General features: G+C 73.0%; 16 protein-coding genes. 8 read left to right on the top strand and 8 right to left on the bottom strand.

Features of this window, described 5'->3' with window-relative positions:
* Nucleotides 1-109: 109 nt before the first annotated feature.
* The gene (locus tag ACZLKG_RS08775) at nucleotides 110-2,620 is read left to right on the top strand and encodes an excinuclease ABC subunit UvrA (protein WP_463648535.1); all 2,511 of its coding nucleotides are present in this window, start codon (nucleotides 110-112) and stop codon (nucleotides 2,618-2,620) included.
* A gap of 24 nt (nucleotides 2,621-2,644) precedes the next feature.
* On the opposite strand, the gene ACZLKG_RS08770 is transcribed toward ACZLKG_RS08775, so the two are convergent.
* Together ACZLKG_RS08770 and ACZLKG_RS08765 are read right to left on the bottom strand one after the other, a co-directional pair.
* Nucleotides 2,645-3,076: a PIN domain-containing protein gene (locus ACZLKG_RS08770; protein WP_463648534.1), complete on the bottom strand. Its 432-nt coding sequence runs from the start codon at nucleotides 3,074-3,076 to the stop codon at nucleotides 2,645-2,647.
* A complete protein-coding gene (locus ACZLKG_RS08765; protein ID WP_463648533.1) occupies nucleotides 3,073-3,294 on the bottom strand; it encodes a type II toxin-antitoxin system Phd/YefM family antitoxin in 222 nt (73 codons plus the stop codon). Before ACZLKG_RS08765 ends, ACZLKG_RS08770 begins: the two co-directional genes overlap by 4 nt.
* A 219-nt stretch (nucleotides 3,295-3,513) precedes the next feature.
* Between ACZLKG_RS08765 and ACZLKG_RS08760 the strand changes: the two genes are divergently transcribed.
* A complete protein-coding gene (locus ACZLKG_RS08760; protein WP_463648532.1) occupies nucleotides 3,514-5,724 on the top strand; it encodes an NADP-dependent isocitrate dehydrogenase in 2,211 nt (736 codons plus the stop codon).
* Between the two features lie 135 nt (nucleotides 5,725-5,859).
* Here ACZLKG_RS08760 and msrA read toward each other — a convergent pair whose 3' ends face one another.
* Nucleotides 5,860-6,507 carry a peptide-methionine (S)-S-oxide reductase MsrA gene (gene msrA, locus ACZLKG_RS08755; RefSeq protein ID WP_463648531.1) on the bottom strand — a complete coding sequence of 216 codons (648 nt, stop codon included), beginning with the start codon at nucleotides 6,505-6,507 and terminating at the stop codon, nucleotides 5,860-5,862.
* 156 nt (nucleotides 6,508-6,663) lie between these two features.
* Here msrA and ACZLKG_RS08750 point away from each other — a divergent pair, with 156 nt between their 5' ends.
* Nucleotides 6,664-8,133: an AI-2E family transporter gene (locus ACZLKG_RS08750; RefSeq protein ID WP_463648530.1), complete on the top strand. Its 1,470-nt coding sequence runs from the start codon at nucleotides 6,664-6,666 to the stop codon at nucleotides 8,131-8,133.
* Nucleotide 8,134: 1 nt separating this feature from the next.
* A complete protein-coding gene (gene ilvA / locus ACZLKG_RS08745; protein WP_463648529.1) occupies nucleotides 8,135-9,574 on the top strand; it encodes a threonine ammonia-lyase in 1,440 nt (479 codons plus the stop codon).
* On the opposite strand, the gene greA is transcribed toward ilvA, so the two are convergent.
* Together greA and ACZLKG_RS08735 are read right to left on the bottom strand one after the other, a co-directional pair.
* Entirely contained in the window at nucleotides 9,458-9,946 is a 489-nt protein-coding gene (gene greA, locus ACZLKG_RS08740; protein WP_463648528.1) for a transcription elongation factor GreA, read from the bottom strand. The two genes, ilvA and greA, sit on opposite strands and share 117 nt — an antisense overlap.
* Nucleotides 9,947-10,112: 166 nt before the next feature.
* Nucleotides 10,113-10,580 carry a DUF4307 domain-containing protein gene (locus ACZLKG_RS08735; RefSeq protein ID WP_463648527.1) on the bottom strand — a complete coding sequence of 156 codons (468 nt, stop codon included), beginning with the start codon at nucleotides 10,578-10,580 and terminating at the stop codon, nucleotides 10,113-10,115.
* Between the two features lie 159 nt (nucleotides 10,581-10,739).
* On the opposite strand from ACZLKG_RS08735, the gene mca reads away from it, so the two are divergent.
* Together mca and ACZLKG_RS08725 are read left to right on the top strand one after the other, a co-directional pair.
* Complete coding sequence (mca, locus tag ACZLKG_RS08730; RefSeq protein ID WP_463648581.1) at nucleotides 10,740-11,714, top strand: mycothiol conjugate amidase Mca; 975 nt, start codon at nucleotides 10,740-10,742, stop codon at nucleotides 11,712-11,714.
* Nucleotides 11,711-12,055 carry a hypothetical protein gene (locus tag ACZLKG_RS08725; protein WP_463648526.1) on the top strand — a complete coding sequence of 115 codons (345 nt, stop codon included), beginning with the start codon at nucleotides 11,711-11,713 and terminating at the stop codon, nucleotides 12,053-12,055. The genes mca and ACZLKG_RS08725 overlap by 4 nt, the downstream gene beginning before the upstream one ends.
* Nucleotides 12,056-12,095: 40 nt before the next feature.
* Here the strand turns inward: ACZLKG_RS08725 and ACZLKG_RS08720 are convergent, their stop codons facing one another.
* From ACZLKG_RS08720 to trhA, 3 genes are all read right to left on the bottom strand, one after another.
* Nucleotides 12,096-12,323, bottom strand: a complete 228-nt coding sequence (locus ACZLKG_RS08720) for a hypothetical protein (protein WP_463648525.1) — start codon at nucleotides 12,321-12,323, stop codon at nucleotides 12,096-12,098.
* A gap of 146 nt (nucleotides 12,324-12,469) precedes the next feature.
* A complete protein-coding gene (locus ACZLKG_RS08715; RefSeq protein ID WP_463648524.1) occupies nucleotides 12,470-13,627 on the bottom strand; it encodes a PPK2 family polyphosphate kinase in 1,158 nt (385 codons plus the stop codon).
* A gap of 32 nt (nucleotides 13,628-13,659) precedes the next feature.
* A complete protein-coding gene (trhA, locus tag ACZLKG_RS08710; protein ID WP_463648523.1) occupies nucleotides 13,660-14,370 on the bottom strand; it encodes a PAQR family membrane homeostasis protein TrhA in 711 nt (236 codons plus the stop codon).
* Between the two features lie 139 nt (nucleotides 14,371-14,509).
* Between trhA and ACZLKG_RS08705 the strand changes: the two genes are divergently transcribed.
* A complete protein-coding gene (locus ACZLKG_RS08705) occupies nucleotides 14,510-15,265 on the top strand; it encodes an isoprenyl transferase (RefSeq protein ID WP_463648522.1) in 756 nt (251 codons plus the stop codon).
* A 495-nt stretch (nucleotides 15,266-15,760) separates the two neighbouring features.
* A complete protein-coding gene (locus ACZLKG_RS08700) occupies nucleotides 15,761-17,014 on the top strand; it encodes a PhoH family protein (RefSeq protein WP_463648580.1) in 1,254 nt (417 codons plus the stop codon).
* Nucleotides 17,015-17,030 lie beyond the last annotated feature (16 nt).

Here is a 17,030-nt window from a genome sequence, read left to right as displayed (position 1 = left end):
CGGTTCACCGGGGGAGCGCTGTCCGCGCTCCGACCTGCCCCCTCGCGTCCGCACCGCCGCACAGCACCCCGGGGCTGCCCGCGTCGGTACGTGCTGGCACGATCGGGGTGTGACGGAACCCGACGACCAGCCGGCCGAGATCCGTGTCCGGGGCGCCGCGGTCCACAACCTCAAGGGCGTCGACGTCGACATCCCGCTGCGGCGCCTCGTCGGCATCGCGGGCGTCTCGGGCTCGGGGAAGTCCTCGCTCGCGATGGGCGTGCTCTACGCCGAGGGCTCCCGCCGCTACCTCGAGGCGCTCTCGACCTACACCCGTCGTCGCCTCGCGCAGGCGCCGCGCGCCGCCGTCGACTCGGTCGAGCACGTGCCGGCGGCCCTCGCCCTGCGGCAGCGGCCCGGCGTGCCCGGCGTCCGCTCGACCTTCGGCACGACCACCGAGCTCCTGAGCGTCCTGCGGCTGATGTTCTCGCGGCTGGCGAGCCACCGCTGCCCGAACGGCCACGCGCACCCACCGACCCTCGACGTCGCCGCCGAGGTCCCCCTGACCTGCCCCCACTGCGGCGTGGTCTTCGACCCGCCGGGCGCCGAGGACCTCTCCTTCAACTCGGCCGGCGCCTGCCCCACGTGCGCGGGCACGTCGGTCGTGCGCGACGTCGACGACGCCACGCTCGTGCCCGATCCCTCCCTGACGATCGACGAGGGGGCCGTGCTGCCCTGGCGGACCTTCAACTTCAACGTCCAGCCCGACATCGTCCGCGAGATGGGTGTGCGCACCGACGTGCCCTACCGCGACCTCACCGACGACGAGCGGGCCGTCGTCCTCGACGGCCCCGAGGAGAAGCGGCACATCACCGTCTCCACCCGCAACGGCGTGCACGAGCTCGACTTCACGTTCCGCAACGCGCGCCTGACCGTGACGAAGGAGCTCGAGCGCGCCACCGACGAGAAGCGGCTCGCCCGAGTCGGCAAGTTCCTGACCGTGGGTGTGTGCCGCGCGTGCGGCGGCACCCGCCTGTCGGAGGCGGCCCGCGCGCCGCGCATCGGGCCGGCCGGCCTGGCCGAGGTCACCGCGTACACCCTCGACGACGCCCTCGACTGGGCCGCGAGTGTCGAGTCCGCCCTGCCCGCCGACATGCGCCCGATGGCCGGCTCGCTGGTGACGAGCTTCCGCGACATGGGCGCCCGTCTCGTCGAGCTCGGCCTCGGCTACCTCTCGCTCGACCGCGCGGGCTCGACGCTCTCTACCGGCGAGCGGCAGCGCGCCCAGCTCGCGCGTGCGGTGCGCAACCGGACGACCGGCGTGCTCTATGTGCTCGACGAGCCGTCCATCGGCCTGCACCCCGCGAACGTCGAGGGGCTGCTGGGGGTCGTCCGCGACCTGCTCGCGGACGGCAACTCGGTGGTGCTCGTCGACCACGACGTCGCGGTGCTCCGCGAGGCGGACCACCTCGTCGAGATCGGACCGGGAGCCGGGGCCGACGGCGGTCGCGTGGTCGCATCGGGCAGCGTCGCCGAGGTCACCGGCGCACGGGCGTCGAGGCTCGGCGGGTTCCTCGACGGCAGCGAGCCGGTGCTCGTCCGCGAGCGGACCCCGGCCGGGGACGTCTTCGCCGACGGCGCGATCCACCTCGCCACCGAGCGGATCCACACGGTCCACCCGCTCACCGTCGACGTGCCGCGCGCCCGGCTCACCGCCGTCACCGGTGCCTCCGGGTCCGGGAAGACCACCCTCGTGCTCGAGGGCCTCGTCCCGGCGCTCGCCGCCGTCGCCGCGGGGGAGCGGCCCCCGGCGCACGTCACCGACGTCGACCCGGCCGGCATCGAGCGCGTCCAGCTCGTCGACGCCACGCCGATCGGCATCAACGTCCGCTCGACCGTGGCCACCTACAGCGGCGCGATGGACGAGCTGCGGCGCACGTTCGCAAAGGCGCCGTCCGCCGTCGAGCAGGGCCTCACGGCGGCTGACCTCTCGCACAACACCGGCTCGCTGCGGTGTCCGCGTTGCGAGGGCACCGGCCAGATCACGCTCGACGTCCAGTTCCTCCCCGACGTCGACATCGCCTGCCCGGACTGCGGCGGCACCCGGTACGCGCCCGACGCGTTCCGGGTCCGACGGCCCGTGCCGGGCGGCGGCGAGATCTCCCTGCCGGAGGTCCTCGCCCTCACCGCCGCCGAGGCGGCCGACGCGCTCGACGACGTGGCACCCGTGGCGCGGCGCCTGCGCACGCTGACGGACCTCGGGCTCGGTTACCTCACGCTCGGCGAGGCCACGCCCGCACTGTCCGGTGGCGAGGCGCAGCGCCTCAAGCTCTCCACCGAGCTCGGCCGACGGCAGGGCGGCACCATGTTCGTCCTCGACGAGCCCAGCGTCGGGCTGCACCCGCTCGACGTCCGCGTCCTCCTCGCCGTCCTGCAGCGGCTGGTCGACCGCGGGGCGACTGTGGTCGTCATCGAGCACGACCTGGACCTCGTCGCGAACGCCGACCACGTCATCGACATGGGGCCGGGCGGGGGCGAGGACGGCGGGCGGATCGTCGTCACCGGGACGCCCGAGCAGGTGGCCGCAGAGCTGGCCAGCCTCACCGGCCGCTACCTCGCTCGCCACCTCGGGCAGGAGTGAGACAAGGGCCGGCAGGCGACGCCGTCACTGCTGCGGGGAGGGCGAGTCGACGTAGCGCACGGTATGGACGACGAGCCCGTCGATCCGAACGACGTCGCGCGGGTTCGCGGTGAACAGGGGAAGCCCTCGGGACATCGCCGTCGCCGCGATCAGGGCGTCGTAGGCGCGCGCCGCCGGCTTCCGACCCTGTGCTCGCAGAGAGGCGGCGACGATCCCGAACGTCCGCGCAGCGGCCGCGTCGAACGGGATCGGTTCGAAGTCCGCCTCGGCCTGCTGCAGGTGTGCCATACGCGCTGCGCGTTCGTCGTCGGTCCGTGCGACGTGGGGCCCCGCCGAGAGCTCGGCGAGAGTGAGTGCTGTGATGCTCGGCTCTGCGGGGAGGCTCTCGGGGTCCAGGAGCGCGAGGTCGATCAGCGCCGACGTGTCGAGCACCCCGTGCTCGCTCGCGTGAGTCACAGGTACGGGTCGATGCGTTCGTCGAGGTCGTCGAGCAGACGAACCGGATCTACCCGCGGCAGGGAGGCGCGGCGTGCGATGAGCTCCTCCACGCGGGAGGCGCGGCGGGGAAGCGGAGACACCGAGGCGACGGGGGAGCCGTCCCGAGTCACGATCAGCGCCTCGCCGCGCTCGACCCGGCGCAGCACCTCTGCGCTGCGGTTCCGTAGGTCTCGCACCGTCACTCCGTCCACAGCCCCAACGTATCACCGGTGATACGTTCGGGATAGGTCCGGCTCGGCGACGACGTGCAGCGGACGGACATCGGCGATCGTTCACGACCGAACCTGCGCGGGTCCCTGCACCTGGCTCGCAGTCGCGCGGACGTGCGCCGGGCGCCGATCGGATAATCTCGACATCGAACCATCCCCGGCACCCGAGGAAGAGGCTGCACGACGATGTCCACGATCATCTTCACGCTCACCGACGAGGCGCCGCGCCTGGCGACCTACTCCTTCAAGCCGATCGTCGAGGCCTACGTGCGCGCCGCGGGCATCGAGGTCGAGTCCCGGGACATCTCCCTGGCGGGGCGCATCCTCGCGGCGTTCAGCGACCGGCTCCCCGCCGACCAGGTCGTCTCCGACGCCCTCGCCGAGCTCGGCGAGCTGGCGCGCCGCCCCGAGGCGAACATCATCAAGCTGCCCAACATCTCGGCCTCCCAGCCCCAGCTCCGCGCCGCGATCGCCGAGCTGCGCGCGCAGGGCGTCGACCTGCCCGACTACCCGGAGTCCGCCGCCACCACCGAGGACGCCGACGTCCGCGCCCGCTACGACGCCGTCAAGGGCTCGGCGGTCAACCCGGTGCTCCGCGAGGGCAACTCCGACCGACGGGCGCCCGCCGCTGTGAAGAACTACGTCAAGGCCCACCCGCACCGCATGGGGGAGTGGTCGGCGGACTCGCGCACGAACGTCGCGACGATGGACGCCGCGGACTTCCGGCACAACGAGCAGTCCGTGGTCGTCCCGGCCCAGGACGACCTCCAGATCCGCCACGTCGCGGCCGACGGCACCGCCACCGTCCTCAAGGAGCGCGTACCGGTGCTGGCCGGCGAGGTCGTCGACTCCTCGTTCCTGTCGGCGGCCGCCCTCGACCTGTTCCTCGCCGAGCAGGTGGTGCGCGCCAAGGCCGAGGGCATCCTGTTCTCCGTCCACCTCAAGGCCACGATGATGAAGGTCTCCGACCCCATCATCTTCGGCCACGTGGTCCGCGCCTTCCTGCCCGAGGTCTTCGATCGCTACGGTGCCGACCTCGCTGCCGCCGGCCTGAGCGCGAACGACGGCCTCGGCGCGATCTACGCCGGCCTGGCCGACGTCCCGAACGGCGACGAGATCCGGAGCGCCATCGACGCCGCGATCGCCGACGGTCCGGACCTCGCGATGGTCGACTCGGACAAGGGCATCACCAACCTGCACGTGCCGTCCGACGTCATCGTCGACGCCTCCATGCCCGCGATGATCCGCACGTCGGGCCACATGTGGGGTCCCGACGGTGACGAGCACGACACGCTCGCCGTCATCCCCGACTCGTCCTACGCCGGCGTCTACCAGGCCGTCATCGAGGACTGCCGCGCGAACGGCGCCTTCGACCCGACCACGATGGGCACCGTCCCCAACGTGGGGCTCATGGCGCAGAAGGCCGAGGAGTACGGCAGCCACGACAAGACGTTCGAGATCCAGGCGCCGGGCACGGTCGAGGTCGTCGACTCGGCCGGGACGGTCCTCATGTCCCACGACGTCGAGGCCGGCGACATCTGGCGGGCCTGCCAGACCAAGGACGCCCCGATCCGCGACTGGGTGCGCCTCGCCGTCACCCGTGCCCGCGCGACCGGCGTGCCCGCGGTGTTCTGGCTCGACGAGGCGCGCGCGCACGACCGCAACCTCATCGGTCTCGTCCGCACCTACCTCGCGGAGCACGACACCGAGGGCCTGACGATCGAGATCATGGACCCGGTCGCCGCGACCCGGTACTCGGTGGAGCGCATCCGCCGCGGCGAGGACACGATCTCCGTGACCGGTAACGTCCTGCGCGACTACAACACCGACCTGTTCCCGATCCTCGAGCTCGGCACGAGCGCGAAGATGCTCTCGGTCGTCCCCCTGATGAACGGCGGCGGCCTGTTCGAGACCGGGGCCGGCGGCTCCGCCCCGAAGCACGTGCAGCAGCTCGTCCAGGAGAACTACCTGCGCTGGGACTCGCTCGGCGAGTTCCTCGCGCTGGCCGAGTCGCTGCGGCACCTCGCGGGCGTCGACGACAACGTCGGCGCCCGGGTCCTCGGTGACGCCCTCGACCGCGCTACCGAGAAGCTCCTCCACGAGGGCCGGTCACCGGCGCGGCGCCTGGGCCAGATCGACAACCGCGGCTCGCACGCCTGGCTGGCGACCTACTGGGCGGCCGAGCTCGCGGCGCAGACCGAGGACCCCACCCTCGCCGAGCGGTTCGGCCCGGTCGCCGCGCAGCTGGCCGAGCAGATCGAGTCGATCGACGCCGAGCTCATCGCCGCCCAGGGCGACCCGGCCGACATCGGCGGCTACTACCGGCCCGACGAGGCCAAGGCGTCCGCCGTCATGCGCCCGTCCGCGACCCTCAACGCGATCATCGACGCGATCTGACGACCGGGCCGTCGGCTGCGGCGGTCCTCCCGCCCCGACGTCGTCGAGGTCGTGCTCGGACCGTCGAGGTCGTGCCTCGGACGCACGACGTCGACGCGCGACGCACGACCTCGATGCCCGGGCCGGCCGCCCTCGTCAGGCGACCCGGCAGGTGAGCCCGTTGGGCCCGTGGTTGCAGTAGCCGGCCGGGTTCTTCTCCAGGTACTGCTGGTGGTAGTCCTCCGCCGCGTAGAACGGTCGGTCGCCGAACGGCTCGACCTCGGTGGTGATCGCCCCGCCGCCGATCTCGTCGATCGCCGCCTGGAACGTCGCGCGGGTGCGCTCGGCGGCCTCGCGCTGCTCCTCCGTGGTCCACCAGATCGCCGAACGGTACTGCGAGCCGACGTCGTTGCCCTGGCGGTCCTTCGTCGTCGGGTCGTGGTTCTCCCAGAAGGCCTTGAACAGCTCGTCGGCCGACACGACCGCAGGGTCGTAGGCCACGAGGGCGGCCTCCGCGTGCCCCGTCATCGCGGTGCACACCTCCTCGTAGGTGGGGTGCGGCGTGTACCCGCCGGTGTAGCCGACCGCGGTGCCGACGACCCCGGGGATGCGCCAGAAGATGCGCTCGACGCCCCAGAAGCAGCCCATGGCGACGTAGAGCTCCCGGGTGCCCTCGGGCCACGGGCCGGTCAGGGGAGCGTCGAGGACGATGTTGCGCGCGGGCGGCGTGTAGGCGGGCGAGGACCGGCCCGGCAGCGCGGTCTCCGGCGAGGTCGGTCGTGGGGTGCGGGCGAACAGGTTCATGAGCCCTCTCCTGGTCGGGCGCCTCACGGCGCTGGGTCCCTCGTGCGGCGGTGCACCCGCCGCGGTCGCGGGCGGATCGTCGCCCGGTCCAACCGGACCGGTGCGGACGATGTTCCCGAACTAGTCTGAAGCACTCACCGACGACGAAGGACGCCCATGGTTCGCCTCCCACGCTCGATCCGCTCCGTGTGGGGGTCGACCTCACGCCGTGCCTACGCCGCCATGACCGCCGCTGCGCGACCGACGCAGCGCGGACGCGACGAGGACGGGCCGCCCGACGAGGGGCGCGAGCCGTACACCCGCACCGCGGCGGGCCTCTCCCCGGGCGACGTCGACTCGGGTGCGGCAGACGCCGACGACGAGCTGCGCGCCGCCCCCGACCGCACGGTGCCGTGGACGATGCGCGCCGTCGCCTCGTGGTCCTGGCGGATCGTCGTCATCACCCTGGCGGCGGCCATCATCGGGTGGCTGCTCGTCCAGCTGCGCACCATCGTCGTCTCCCTCATGGTGGCGATGCTCCTGTCCGTGCTGCTCGCGCCCGTGGCGGCCTTCCTGCGCCGCAGGCTCCGGTTCCCCCGCGCCATCGCGGCGCTGACGGCGCTGCTCGTCCTCGTCGTCCTCGTCGTCGGGCTCCTCGCGCTCGCGGGGCAGTCGATCGCCTCGGGCTTCCAGCGGCTCGCGGACGAGGCCCTCGCGGGCTTCGACCAGCTGGTCTCCTGGCTCGGCACCGGCCCGCTCGGGCTGGACCAGGCGGACATCGACGCGGCGATGGAGCAGGGCGGCCAGACCCTCCAGGACAACTCGGAGTTCCTCGCCACCGGGGTGCTGACGGTGACCTCGTCCGTCGTCGAGGTGCTCGCCGGGTTCTTCATCGCGATCTTCTGCACCTTCTTCTTCCTGTCCGACGGCCGCTCGCTGTGGAGCTGGGCGGTGCGCCTGACGCCCGCTCGCGCGCGTCCGACGATCCACGAGGCCGGCATCCGGGCCTGGTACACGGTCAGCGGGTACACGCGCGGCCAGATCCTCGTCGCCTTCGTCGACGCCGTCGGGATCGGCCTGGCCGCCGCGCTCCTCGGGGTGCCGCTCGCCCTGCCGATCGCGATCCTCGTCTTCCTGGGCGCGTTCATCCCCATCATCGGTGCCCTCGTCTCCGGGACCGTCGCGGTGCTCGTCGCGGTCGTCGACTCCGGCTTCTACATCGCGCTGGCCATGCTCGGCGCGGTCCTGCTCGTGCAGTTCATCGAGAGCCACGTCCTCCAGCCGGTCATCCAGTCGCGCGCCGTCCAGCTCCACCCGATCGCCGTGCTGCTCGCCGTGGCGGGTGGTACCGCCGTGGCCGGGCTCGTCGGGGCGCTGTTCGCCGTGCCGGTGGTGGCGGTCGTCAACTCGGTCGGCCTCTACCTCGCCGGCCGCGACCCGCAGCCCCACCTGGCCGTGGACGTGCGTCGCACGGGCGGGCCGCCGTCCGCGGTGCTGGAGTACGCCCCGACGGCGGACGAGCCCGAGGAGGAGCCCTTCGCGGACGTCTTCGGCGCGGGCTCGGGCCAGTACCCTGACGGGCCCGACCCGACGGACGTGCCGGATGCCGGTCGAGCCGACGACGCCCGATCCTCAGGAGGACGTTGACATGCCTGCCGAGCCCGCCGAGCCGCTCCCCGGGCTGCCCACCCTCGACGAGCTCCACGCGGCCCGGGCGATCGTGCGGCCCGTCGCGCGCGAGACGCCGGTGCTGTCCTTCGGGTCCCTGGCCGAGCACACCGGGGCCCCGGTGCACCTCAAGGCCGAGCACCTGCAGCGCACCGGCTCGTTCAAGATCCGCGGTGCCGCGGTGCGGCTCGGCCGGTTGGACGCGGCCGAGCGCGAGCGGGGCGTCATCGCCGCCTCGGCCGGGAACCACGCCCAGGGCGTGGCGCTGGCCGCCCGGGAGCTGGGTGTACCGGCCCGGATCTACATGCCTGCGGACGCGGCCCTGCCCAAGGTCGAGGCCACCCGGGCCTACGGCGCGGAGGTCGTCCTCACCGGCCGGCACCTCATGGACTGCCTCGCCGAGGCGGAGGACGACTGCGCGGCGTCCGGCCGCACGCTCATCCACCCCTACGACCACATCGACATCGTGCTCGGCGCTGCCAGCGTGGGCCTCGAGATCCTCGAACAGGTCCCGGACGTGGCGACGATCGTCGTCCCCACCGGCGGTGGCGGTCTCCTGGCGGGGATCGCGGCCGCGGCGCACGCCGTGCGTCCCGGGGTCCGCGTGGTCGGTGTCCAGGCGGCGAAGGCGGCCGCCTGGCCGGCCTCGCTCGCCGACGGTCGGCCGGTGCCGCTGACCGAGGTACGCACGATGGCGGACGGGATCGCCGTCGGGACGCCGGGAACCGTGCCCTTCGCGATCGTCCAGGCGGTGGTGGAGGACGTGCGCACGGTGGGGGAGGAGGAGCTCTCACGCGCGCTGCTCCTCATGGTCGAGCGCGCCAAGCTCGTCGTCGAGCCCTCCGGCGCTGCCGGTATCGCCGCCGTCACCGGCCGGCCCCGCGACTTCTCCGACGGACCGACCGTCGTCGTGCTCTCCGGGGGCAACGTCGACCCCTTGCTGCTCCTGCGGGTGGTGCGGCACGGCCTGGCCTCGGCCGGGCGGTTCGTGTCGCTGCGCGTGCGCGTGCCCGACGCCCCGGGCACCCTCGCCGGGATCCTCGCCCTCCTGGGCGACCTGGGGGCGAACGTCGCGTCGGTCGAGCACTCGCGCACCGCCCCGGGCCTCGCGGTCGACGAGGTGGAGATCAGCGTCGAGGTCGAGACCAAGGGGCCCGAGCACGGGGACGAGATCCGCGCCGCGCTCGCCGCCGACGGAACCCGGTTCCTCGGCGGTGGAGTGTCGGGCCTGGTCGCGCGGGGCGACCGGGCCCGACGGGGTGCTCGCGCCCGGACCGGGTCCGGGCGGCGGGGCGGTGCGGGGTCAGGCCGTGAACGGCTTGACGGTCTCGAGGTCGACGGTGATCGTCGCCCCGTTCGGTGCCTCGTAGGAGGTGGTCTCGCCGGCGCTGCGGCCGAGCACGGCCTGGCCCAGCGGTGAGGACTCCGAGAAGACCTCGACGTCCAGCCCGTCGGCGGCCTCGCGCGAGCCGAGCAGGAACGTGCGCTTCTTGCCCGCGATCTTCGCGGTGATGACCATGCCCGGCTCGACGACGCCGTCGTCCGCGGGCGGTTCGCCGACCTGCGCGCTGCGCAGGAGCGCGGTCAGCTGCTGGATGCGGGCCTCCTGCTTGCCCTGCTCCTCGCGCGCCGCGTGGTAGCCGCCGTTCTCCTTGAGGTCACCCTCGGAGCGGGCCTGCTCGATGCGCTCGGCGATCTCCTGCCGACCGGGCCCAGACAGCTCCTCGAGCTCGGCGCTCAGACGGTCGTAGGCCTCCTGGGTCAGCCAGGTGGTCCCGGTCTGCTGGGACATCACGGCTCCTTACGTCGTGTGATGGTGCCCGCCGCGCGGCGACGGACGGAAACCGCCCGGCCCCAGGGTGGGTCCAGGCGGTGAGTGAAACCGTCATTCTAGCACCATGACACCGATCCACGCCCGCATCTGTGGACCGCGTCACCACTGTGGTCAGGGCCGGCGATCAGGCCGGCCGGCACGACTCGGCGTGCCCGGACGCCGCGCTCTCCGAGGTGACGATCGGCTCGACGGCCGCCGTGCGTCGTTCCGCGACGGGACCGATGTGTACCTCGCGGACCCCGACCTCGGTGAAGTCCACGTTGACCGCGCGGAGCGTGCACACCACCTCGGTCCCGGGCTCGGCCACGACGACGAACCGCACCTCGACCTCGTCCGGTCGCGTCACCGTGTACCCGACGTGCTCGACCAGGACGTCCTCCTCCTGGCTCATCGCCAGGCTGATCCCGACCGCGCCCGCGACGAGGACGAGGGCGCCCACGAGTGGGGCGAGCCACTGCGCGCGCCGGGATCCGCCAGGCCGCGCGCTCCCGTAGCGTCGGCGCACCAGGTCGGGGTCGATGGCCGGTACCTCGCGCCCGCGGGTCGTGTCCGGTCCCTCATCGGTGCCGCTGGTCGTCTTCCCGTTCGTCATGCCTACGCTTCCGTCGTGGGTCCGACACCCGAGGGCCGTTCGCACTCCGGGGGTCAGGTGTTGGACCATTGTCCCCGACGGCGGTCCGCCGTCCGGGCCGCGCCCCGCGGATCGCAGCAGACGAGGAGTACCGACGTGACGACCAGCCCGCTCCGGCTGATGGCCGTGCATGCCCATCCCGACGACGAGGCCAGCAAGGGTGCCGCGATGATGGCCCGGTACGCCGCCGAGGGGCACCGGGTCCGGGTCGTCACGGCGACCGGCGGCGAGCGCGGCTCCGTGCTCAACCCCAGGCTCCAGGGCGACCCTGACGTCGAGGCCAACATGTCCGAGCTGCGCGTGCAGGAGATGGCCGCGGCCGCCGCGGCGCTGGGCGTGGAGCACGCGTGGCTCGGCTTCGTCGACTCCGGCCTGCCCGAGGGTGACCCGCTGCCGCCGCTGCCCGAGGGGTGCTTCGCGCTCGAGCCGGAGGAGGTCGTGGTCGGGGCGCTCGTGGCGCAGATCCGCGAGTTCCGCCCCCACGTGATGACGACCTACGACGAGAACGGCGGCTATCCCCACCCCGACCACGTGCGGGTGCACGAGATCTCGATGCTCGCCTTCGACGCCGCCGCGGACCCCGACCGGTTCCCCGAGGCGGGCGAGCCGTGGGCCGTGCAGAAGGTGTACTACGACGTCTCGTTCTCGGGCGGACGCATCCAGGCCGTGCATGACGCCCTCCTAGCTCGCGGTGGGGAGTCGCCGTTCGCCGAGTGGATCGAGCGTCGCGAGGAGCGTGACCGGGACTTGGGGCGCGAGCGGCGCGACGCGACGGCCCGCATCCGGGTGGCCGAACACTTCGCCTCCCGGGACGCGGCCCTGCGCGCGCACGCCACGCAGATCGACCCGGACGGGTTCTTCTTCTCGGTCCCGCGCGAGCTGGAGGCCGAGGTGTGGCCGGTCGAGGAGTTCGAGCTCGTCCTCGCCCGCGTGCAGGTCCCCGACGAGGTCGAGGAGGACCTGTTCGCCGGGGTCGTCCCGGACGGGCTGGCGCAAGGTGCGCCGGTCGTCGTGGTCGGGGCCGACCTCGCCGACGTCGGAACCGACTCCGACGCGGTCGGTACCGGGCACGGGCGCGACCGGACCACGCGGTGAGCCCGGGGGGCGCGCCCGACGCGGCGGGCGCCTGGCGCGCCGGGGCCGAGACACCGTCCGGCGAGCTGCAGCCGTGGGACGTCTCGCCCGGCATCGAGGGCTTCTTCGCCTTCTTCGCGCTGGCCGCGGTTGTCGTCGTGCTCGGCGTGCTCGTGGTGCGCCAGATGCGCACGGTCGACCAGAACGCGCGCGTGCGCGCTGCTCAGGAGGCGGCGGACCGTCGTGACGGGGGCTCGGAGCAGTCCGGCTCCGGCCCGGGGGCGGACGAGAGTGACCCCGCCCCGGGGCCGGCCGGGCCGAGCGACGATGCGTCCGGCTCGGCCGGCGGACTCGAGAGGTAGGCGTCCTCGCCCCCTCGTGCGCTCCGTCGTCGGATGAGGATCAGGGCCAGCGGATGCCGATCTTGCCCGGCTTGCCCTTGCCCGAGTCGGGGGTGGCGTTCGTGTCATCGGCGGCGGCGAGCGGCAGTGCGGCCGGGTCGGTCTCGGGCTCGACCAGGACCGTGAGCTCCGAGTCGCCGGCCGTGCGGGCGGCGCCCGACAGCTCGGTGAGCACGATCTGGGACTGGTCGACCGCGAGGTCGGCGGGCGGGACGTCGGCAACGAACATGGTGTCCTCCTGGGGGCGTGGTGCGCCGGTCGCGCACACGGACATATGCTCTCGTGCCCGCGTCCCCGTGGATAGTCCGAAAGCCGGGTCAACTGACGTGATGGGCCGACATCACATGATCGGGACGCTTCGCCGTGTGACGATCGTTACTTCTTGGCGGCCTTCTTCGTGCTCTTCTTGCCGTCCTTCTTGCCGTCCTTCTTGTCGGACTTCTTCTCGCCCTTCTTGTTGCCCTTCTTCTTCCCGGACTTCTTGTCGTTCTTCTTGTCGTTCTTCCCGTCCGCCTTTTTGCCCGCCCGGCCGTCGGACTCCTTCTCGGGGGTCGGGGTCGTGGCGGGCGTAGCGTCGTCGACGGCGCCCGCGACGGCCTCGGCGAACTCCCGCTCGTCGGCGAGCGAGTCCTCGACGGTCTCGCTGCGTTCGTCGTCCGTGGGCACGCTCTCCGGGTCCATCGTGCGCAGCAGCGCGGCGACCTGCGTGGCGACCCGCCAGCGGGGGCGCGGCCACCGTGGGTCCAGGTCGATGAGCGCCTGGGTGACCAGCTCGGTCACGGCGAGGCGCGCGTACCACTTCTTGTCCGCCGGGATCACGTGCCACGGAGCGATGTCGGTGTTCGTCCGGGCCAGGACGTCGGAGTATGCCTCCTGGTAGTCGTCCCACTTCTTGCGGGTGGCGACGTCGCTGGGGTTGTACTTCCAGTGCTTGTCGGGGCGGTCCAGCCGCTCGAGCAGCCGCAGCCCCTGCTCCTGCTTCGAGACCATGAGGGCGACCTTGACGATGGTCGTGCCCCGGGAGGCCACGGTGCGCTCGAACCGGTTGATCTCGGCGTAGCGGCGGCGCCACACCTCCTCCTCGACGAGCTGGTCGACGCGTGCCACGAGCACGTCCTCGTAGTGCGAGCGGTCGAAGACGCCGATGCGGCCGGCCCGGGGAAGCGCCCGGCGGATCCGCCAGAGGTAGTTGTGGCGCTTCTCCTCCTCGGTCGGGACGCCGAACGAGTGCAGGTCGATCCCCTGCGGGTCGACCATGCCCATGACGTGCCGCACGATCCCGCCCTTGCCCGCGGTGTCGAGCCCCTGGAGGACGAGCAGGACCGAGCGTTCGCCTCCGGAGCGTCCCTCGGCGAACAGCCGCTCCTGGAGCTCGGACATGAGCAGGCCGCGCTCGGCCGTCAGCGCCTTGCCGTCGGCCTTGCCGCCGTCGAACCCAGGGGTCGACGCCCGGTCGAAGGCCGCGAGGTCGAAGTCGGGGCCGGGCCTGAGGAGGTCGGTGGGCGGTGCGGTCCAGGCGGGGTCGTCGGCCACGGTCAGCTCCTTGTCGAGGTGGGCCTCCGACCCTAGTGGGCGCCGGCCGTGGCGAGGGAGGTGAGCGCGACCGAACCCGCGTGGCAGGCCCACCCGATCACCGTGCCGACGTGGAAGATCTCGTGGAACCCGAACACGCGCGGGGCCGGGTCCGGCCGCCGGAGCGCGTAGACCACCGCGCCGGCGGTGTACGCCAGGCCGCCCGCGACGAGGAGGAGGACGACCCCGGGGCCGGCCTCTCGCCAGAAGTCCGGCATGAACCACACCGCGACCCAGCCGAGGGCGACGTACACCGGCGTGTAGACCCAGCGTGGCGCGGACAGCCAGAACATCCGGCTCAGCGTGCCGAGCAGCGCGCCGCCCCAGACGACCGCGAGCAGCAGGGTCGCCGTCCGGGCGGGCAGGAGCATCACCGCGAGCGGCGTGTAGGTACCGGCGATGAGCAGGAAGATGTTGGTGTGGTCGAGGCGGCGGAGGAGTACGCCGAGCCGGTCGTTCCACACCCCCCGGTGGTAGACCGCCGAGGTCGCGAACATCTGGACGGCGGTCAGCGCGAAGACGGCGCAGGCGATGCGGCCGGAGAGCGTAGGAGCGGTGGCGACGAGCGCGAGGCCCACGACGAACGCGAGCGGCGCCGTGGCGAGGTGGATCCATCCGCGGGCGAGCGGCTTGACCGGCAAGGCTGGCGCCGGGCCTGGCGTGCCACGGTCCGCCGGTGCGGGGCCGCCCTGGGCAAGGGTCATGCGGCTTAACCTACAGGACTGTAGGTAGGCGCGGAAGGACGGATCCCGCCGCGTGGACGCGCCGTGCCACGACTCCCTCGCCACGGTCGCTACGCTGCCGGGTATGTCGCACCCTGCGACGATCGGACGGAGGTGGATAGTGCGCTCGAGCGACGTGCTGTACTCGCTGTACGAGCGCCGCCTCCTCGGCGAGATCGACCGGTCGCGGATGCCGAAGCACGTCGGCGTCATGCTCGACGGGAACCGCCGGTGGGCCCGGTCGGTCGGGGCGCAGACCGCCGACGGCCATCGTCGGGGCGCGGACAAGGTCCACGAGCTGCTCGAGTGGTGCGAGGAGGTCGGCGTCGAGGTCGTCACGCTGTGGATGCTCTCCACGGACAACCTGCGGCGCGACCCGGCCGAGGTCGCCGACCTGCTGGAGATCATCGTGGGCTCCGTCGCCTCGATCGGCGCGACAGCCCGGTGGAACGTCCGCCTCGTCGGTTCCCTGGACCTGCTGCCGGCCGACATCGCCGACCGGCTCCGGGCGGCCGCCTCGCCGGTCGGGGACGGACTCGTGGTGAACATCGCCGTGGGGTACGGCGGTCGCGAGGAGATCGCCGACGCCGTGCGCTCGCTCCTCGCGGAGCGTGCCGCGGAGGGGCGTTCGCTGGAGGAGGTGGCCGCGAGCCTCACCGTGGCGGACATCGACGGGCACCTGTACACCTCCGGTCAGCCTGATCCCGACCTGCTCATCCGCACCTCCGGCGAGCAGCGCCTCGGGGGGTTCCTCCTGTGGCAGTCGGTGCACTCCGAGCTGTACTTCTGCGAGGCGTTCTGGCCGGACTTCCGGCGCGTCGATCTCCTACGGGCGCTGCGCGACTTCTCCCACCGCGAGCGCCGGCTCGGCCGCTGACGCGTCTCGACCGTTCGGTGACGTCGACGGGGTGCGCGCGGGGCCGCGTCGGGCACGGAGCGTGTCGCGCATGACACATTCGTGTCGGCCCCGTGAACACTTGTCGAACCCCGGTGCGCCGCGCGCGTGGCGCCCGCACCCCGGCTCGGGCGCGGCGTAGGTTCGTCGATGACGGACGGCACGACCGCCGTCCTCCGGGAGGTCGCCCATGGCGCACACGTTGCGCACGACGGGGGCCGGCCGGCCCCCGTGGGCCGTCCGCCCGCCCCGAGTCCGAGGCCGGCGCATCGCGTGCCCGGCCGAGGGTCCTGACCCGCGCACCTGCGCCGGAGGGAGCACGACGTGAGCACCACCGCTGCCCAGCACACTGCGTCCGAGCCCGTCACCAGCACCGGGAGCGAGGTCGCCGCCGAGCTCGGCGTCCCGGAGCCCCAGGGCACCGCGTTGCGTACCTATGTCCTGGACACGTCGGTCCTGCTGTCGGACCCCCGCGCGATGACGAAGTTCGCCGAGCACGACGTCGTCCTGCCGGTCGTCGTCGTCACCGAGCTCGAGGCCAAGCGCCACCACAGCGAGCTCGGCTACTTCGCCCGCGCCGCCCTGCGCCTGCTCGACGGGATGCGGGTCCGGCACGGCCATCTCGACCGGCCGGTCCCGGTCGGCACCGACGGCGGCACGCTGCGGGTCGAGCTCAACCACTCCAACGACGCGGTCCTGCCGTCGGGGCTGCGCCTGGGCGACAACGACACGCGCATCCTCGCCGTCGCGGCGAACCTCGCCGCTGAGGGCAACGCCGTCACGGTGGTGTCCAAGGATCTGCCCATGCGGGTCAAGGCCTCGGCGGTCGGCCTCGACGCCGAGGAGTACCGCGCGGGCCAGGTCGTCGACACGGGGTACACCGGGATGACGACGGCGGACGTCACCGAGTCGGAGATGTCCGACCTGTGGAGCGCCGAGGCGCTCGAGATCGGCGACCTCGCCACCCCCGGCGACCTTCCCGAGCAGCCCGTCAACACCGGCGTGGTCCTGCACTCCCCGCGTGGCTCCGCCCTTGCGCGGACCTCATCCGGCGGTCGGCTCACGCTCGTGCGCGGCGACCGGGAGATCTTCGGGATGCGCGGTCGTTCGGCCGAGCAGCGCGTGGCGATCGACCACCTCGTCAACCCCGACGTCGGGATCGTCTCCCTGGGGGGCCGGGCGGGCACCGGCAAGTCGGCGCTCGCCCTGTGCGCGGGCCTGGAGGCGGTCCTCGAGCGCGGCGAGCACAAGCGGATCCTCGTGTTCCGTCCGCTGTACGCCGTCGGCGGTCAGGAGCTCGGCTACCTCCCCGGCACCGAGGCAGAGAAGATGAACCCGTGGGCGGACGCCGTCTACGACACGCTCGGCGCCGTCGTCGACTCCCAGGTCGTCGAGGAGGTCATGGGCCGCAACCTCCTCGAGGTCCTGCCGCTGACCCACATCCGCGGACGCTCCCTGCACGACGCGTTCGTCATCGTCGACGAGGCCCAGTCCCTCGAGCGGAACGTGCTGCTGACCGTGCTGTCCCGCATCGGGCAGAACTCCCGGGTGGTCCTCACGCACGACATCGCCCAGCGGGACAACCTCCGGGTGGGGCGGCACGACGGCATCGCGTCCGTGGTCGAGGCGCTCAAGGGGCGCGAGCTCTTCGCGCACGTCACCCTCACCCGGTCCGAGCGGTCCGCGGTCGCCGCCCTGGTCACCGACCTGCTGGAGAACTACGAGGTCTGACGGGCCCGGACGCCGG

It is taken from the genome of Georgenia sp. Z2081 (assembly GCF_055326445.1).
Note: the sequence above shows the minus strand (reverse complement) of the source record. Positions and strands in the feature narration are given on the sequence as shown.

Excerpts from the sequence above, each read along its gene's own strand:
- mca (WP_463648581.1), top strand. The coding sequence starts at position 10,740 with ATGGCCGTGCATGCCCATCCCGACGACGAGGCCAGCAAGGGTGCCGCG.
- ACZLKG_RS08735 (WP_463648527.1), bottom strand. The coding sequence starts at position 10,580 with ATGACGAACGGGAAGACGACCAGCGGCACCGATGAGGGACCGGACACG.
- ACZLKG_RS08750 (WP_463648530.1), top strand. The coding sequence starts at position 6,664 with ATGGTTCGCCTCCCACGCTCGATCCGCTCCGTGTGGGGGTCGACCTCA.
- ACZLKG_RS08700 (WP_463648580.1), top strand. The coding sequence starts at position 15,761 with ATGACGAAGTTCGCCGAGCACGACGTCGTCCTGCCGGTCGTCGTCGTC.
- ACZLKG_RS08760 (WP_463648532.1), top strand. The coding sequence starts at position 3,514 with ATGTCCACGATCATCTTCACGCTCACCGACGAGGCGCCGCGCCTGGCG.
- ACZLKG_RS08720 (WP_463648525.1), bottom strand. The coding sequence starts at position 12,323 with ATGTTCGTTGCCGACGTCCCGCCCGCCGACCTCGCGGTCGACCAGTCC.
- msrA (WP_463648531.1), bottom strand. The coding sequence starts at position 6,507 with ATGAACCTGTTCGCCCGCACCCCACGACCGACCTCGCCGGAGACCGCG.
- trhA (WP_463648523.1), bottom strand. The coding sequence starts at position 14,370 with ATGACCCTTGCCCAGGGCGGCCCCGCACCGGCGGACCGTGGCACGCCA.
- ilvA (WP_463648529.1), top strand. The coding sequence starts at position 8,135 with ATGCCTGCCGAGCCCGCCGAGCCGCTCCCCGGGCTGCCCACCCTCGAC.
- greA (WP_463648528.1), bottom strand. The coding sequence starts at position 9,946 with ATGTCCCAGCAGACCGGGACCACCTGGCTGACCCAGGAGGCCTACGAC.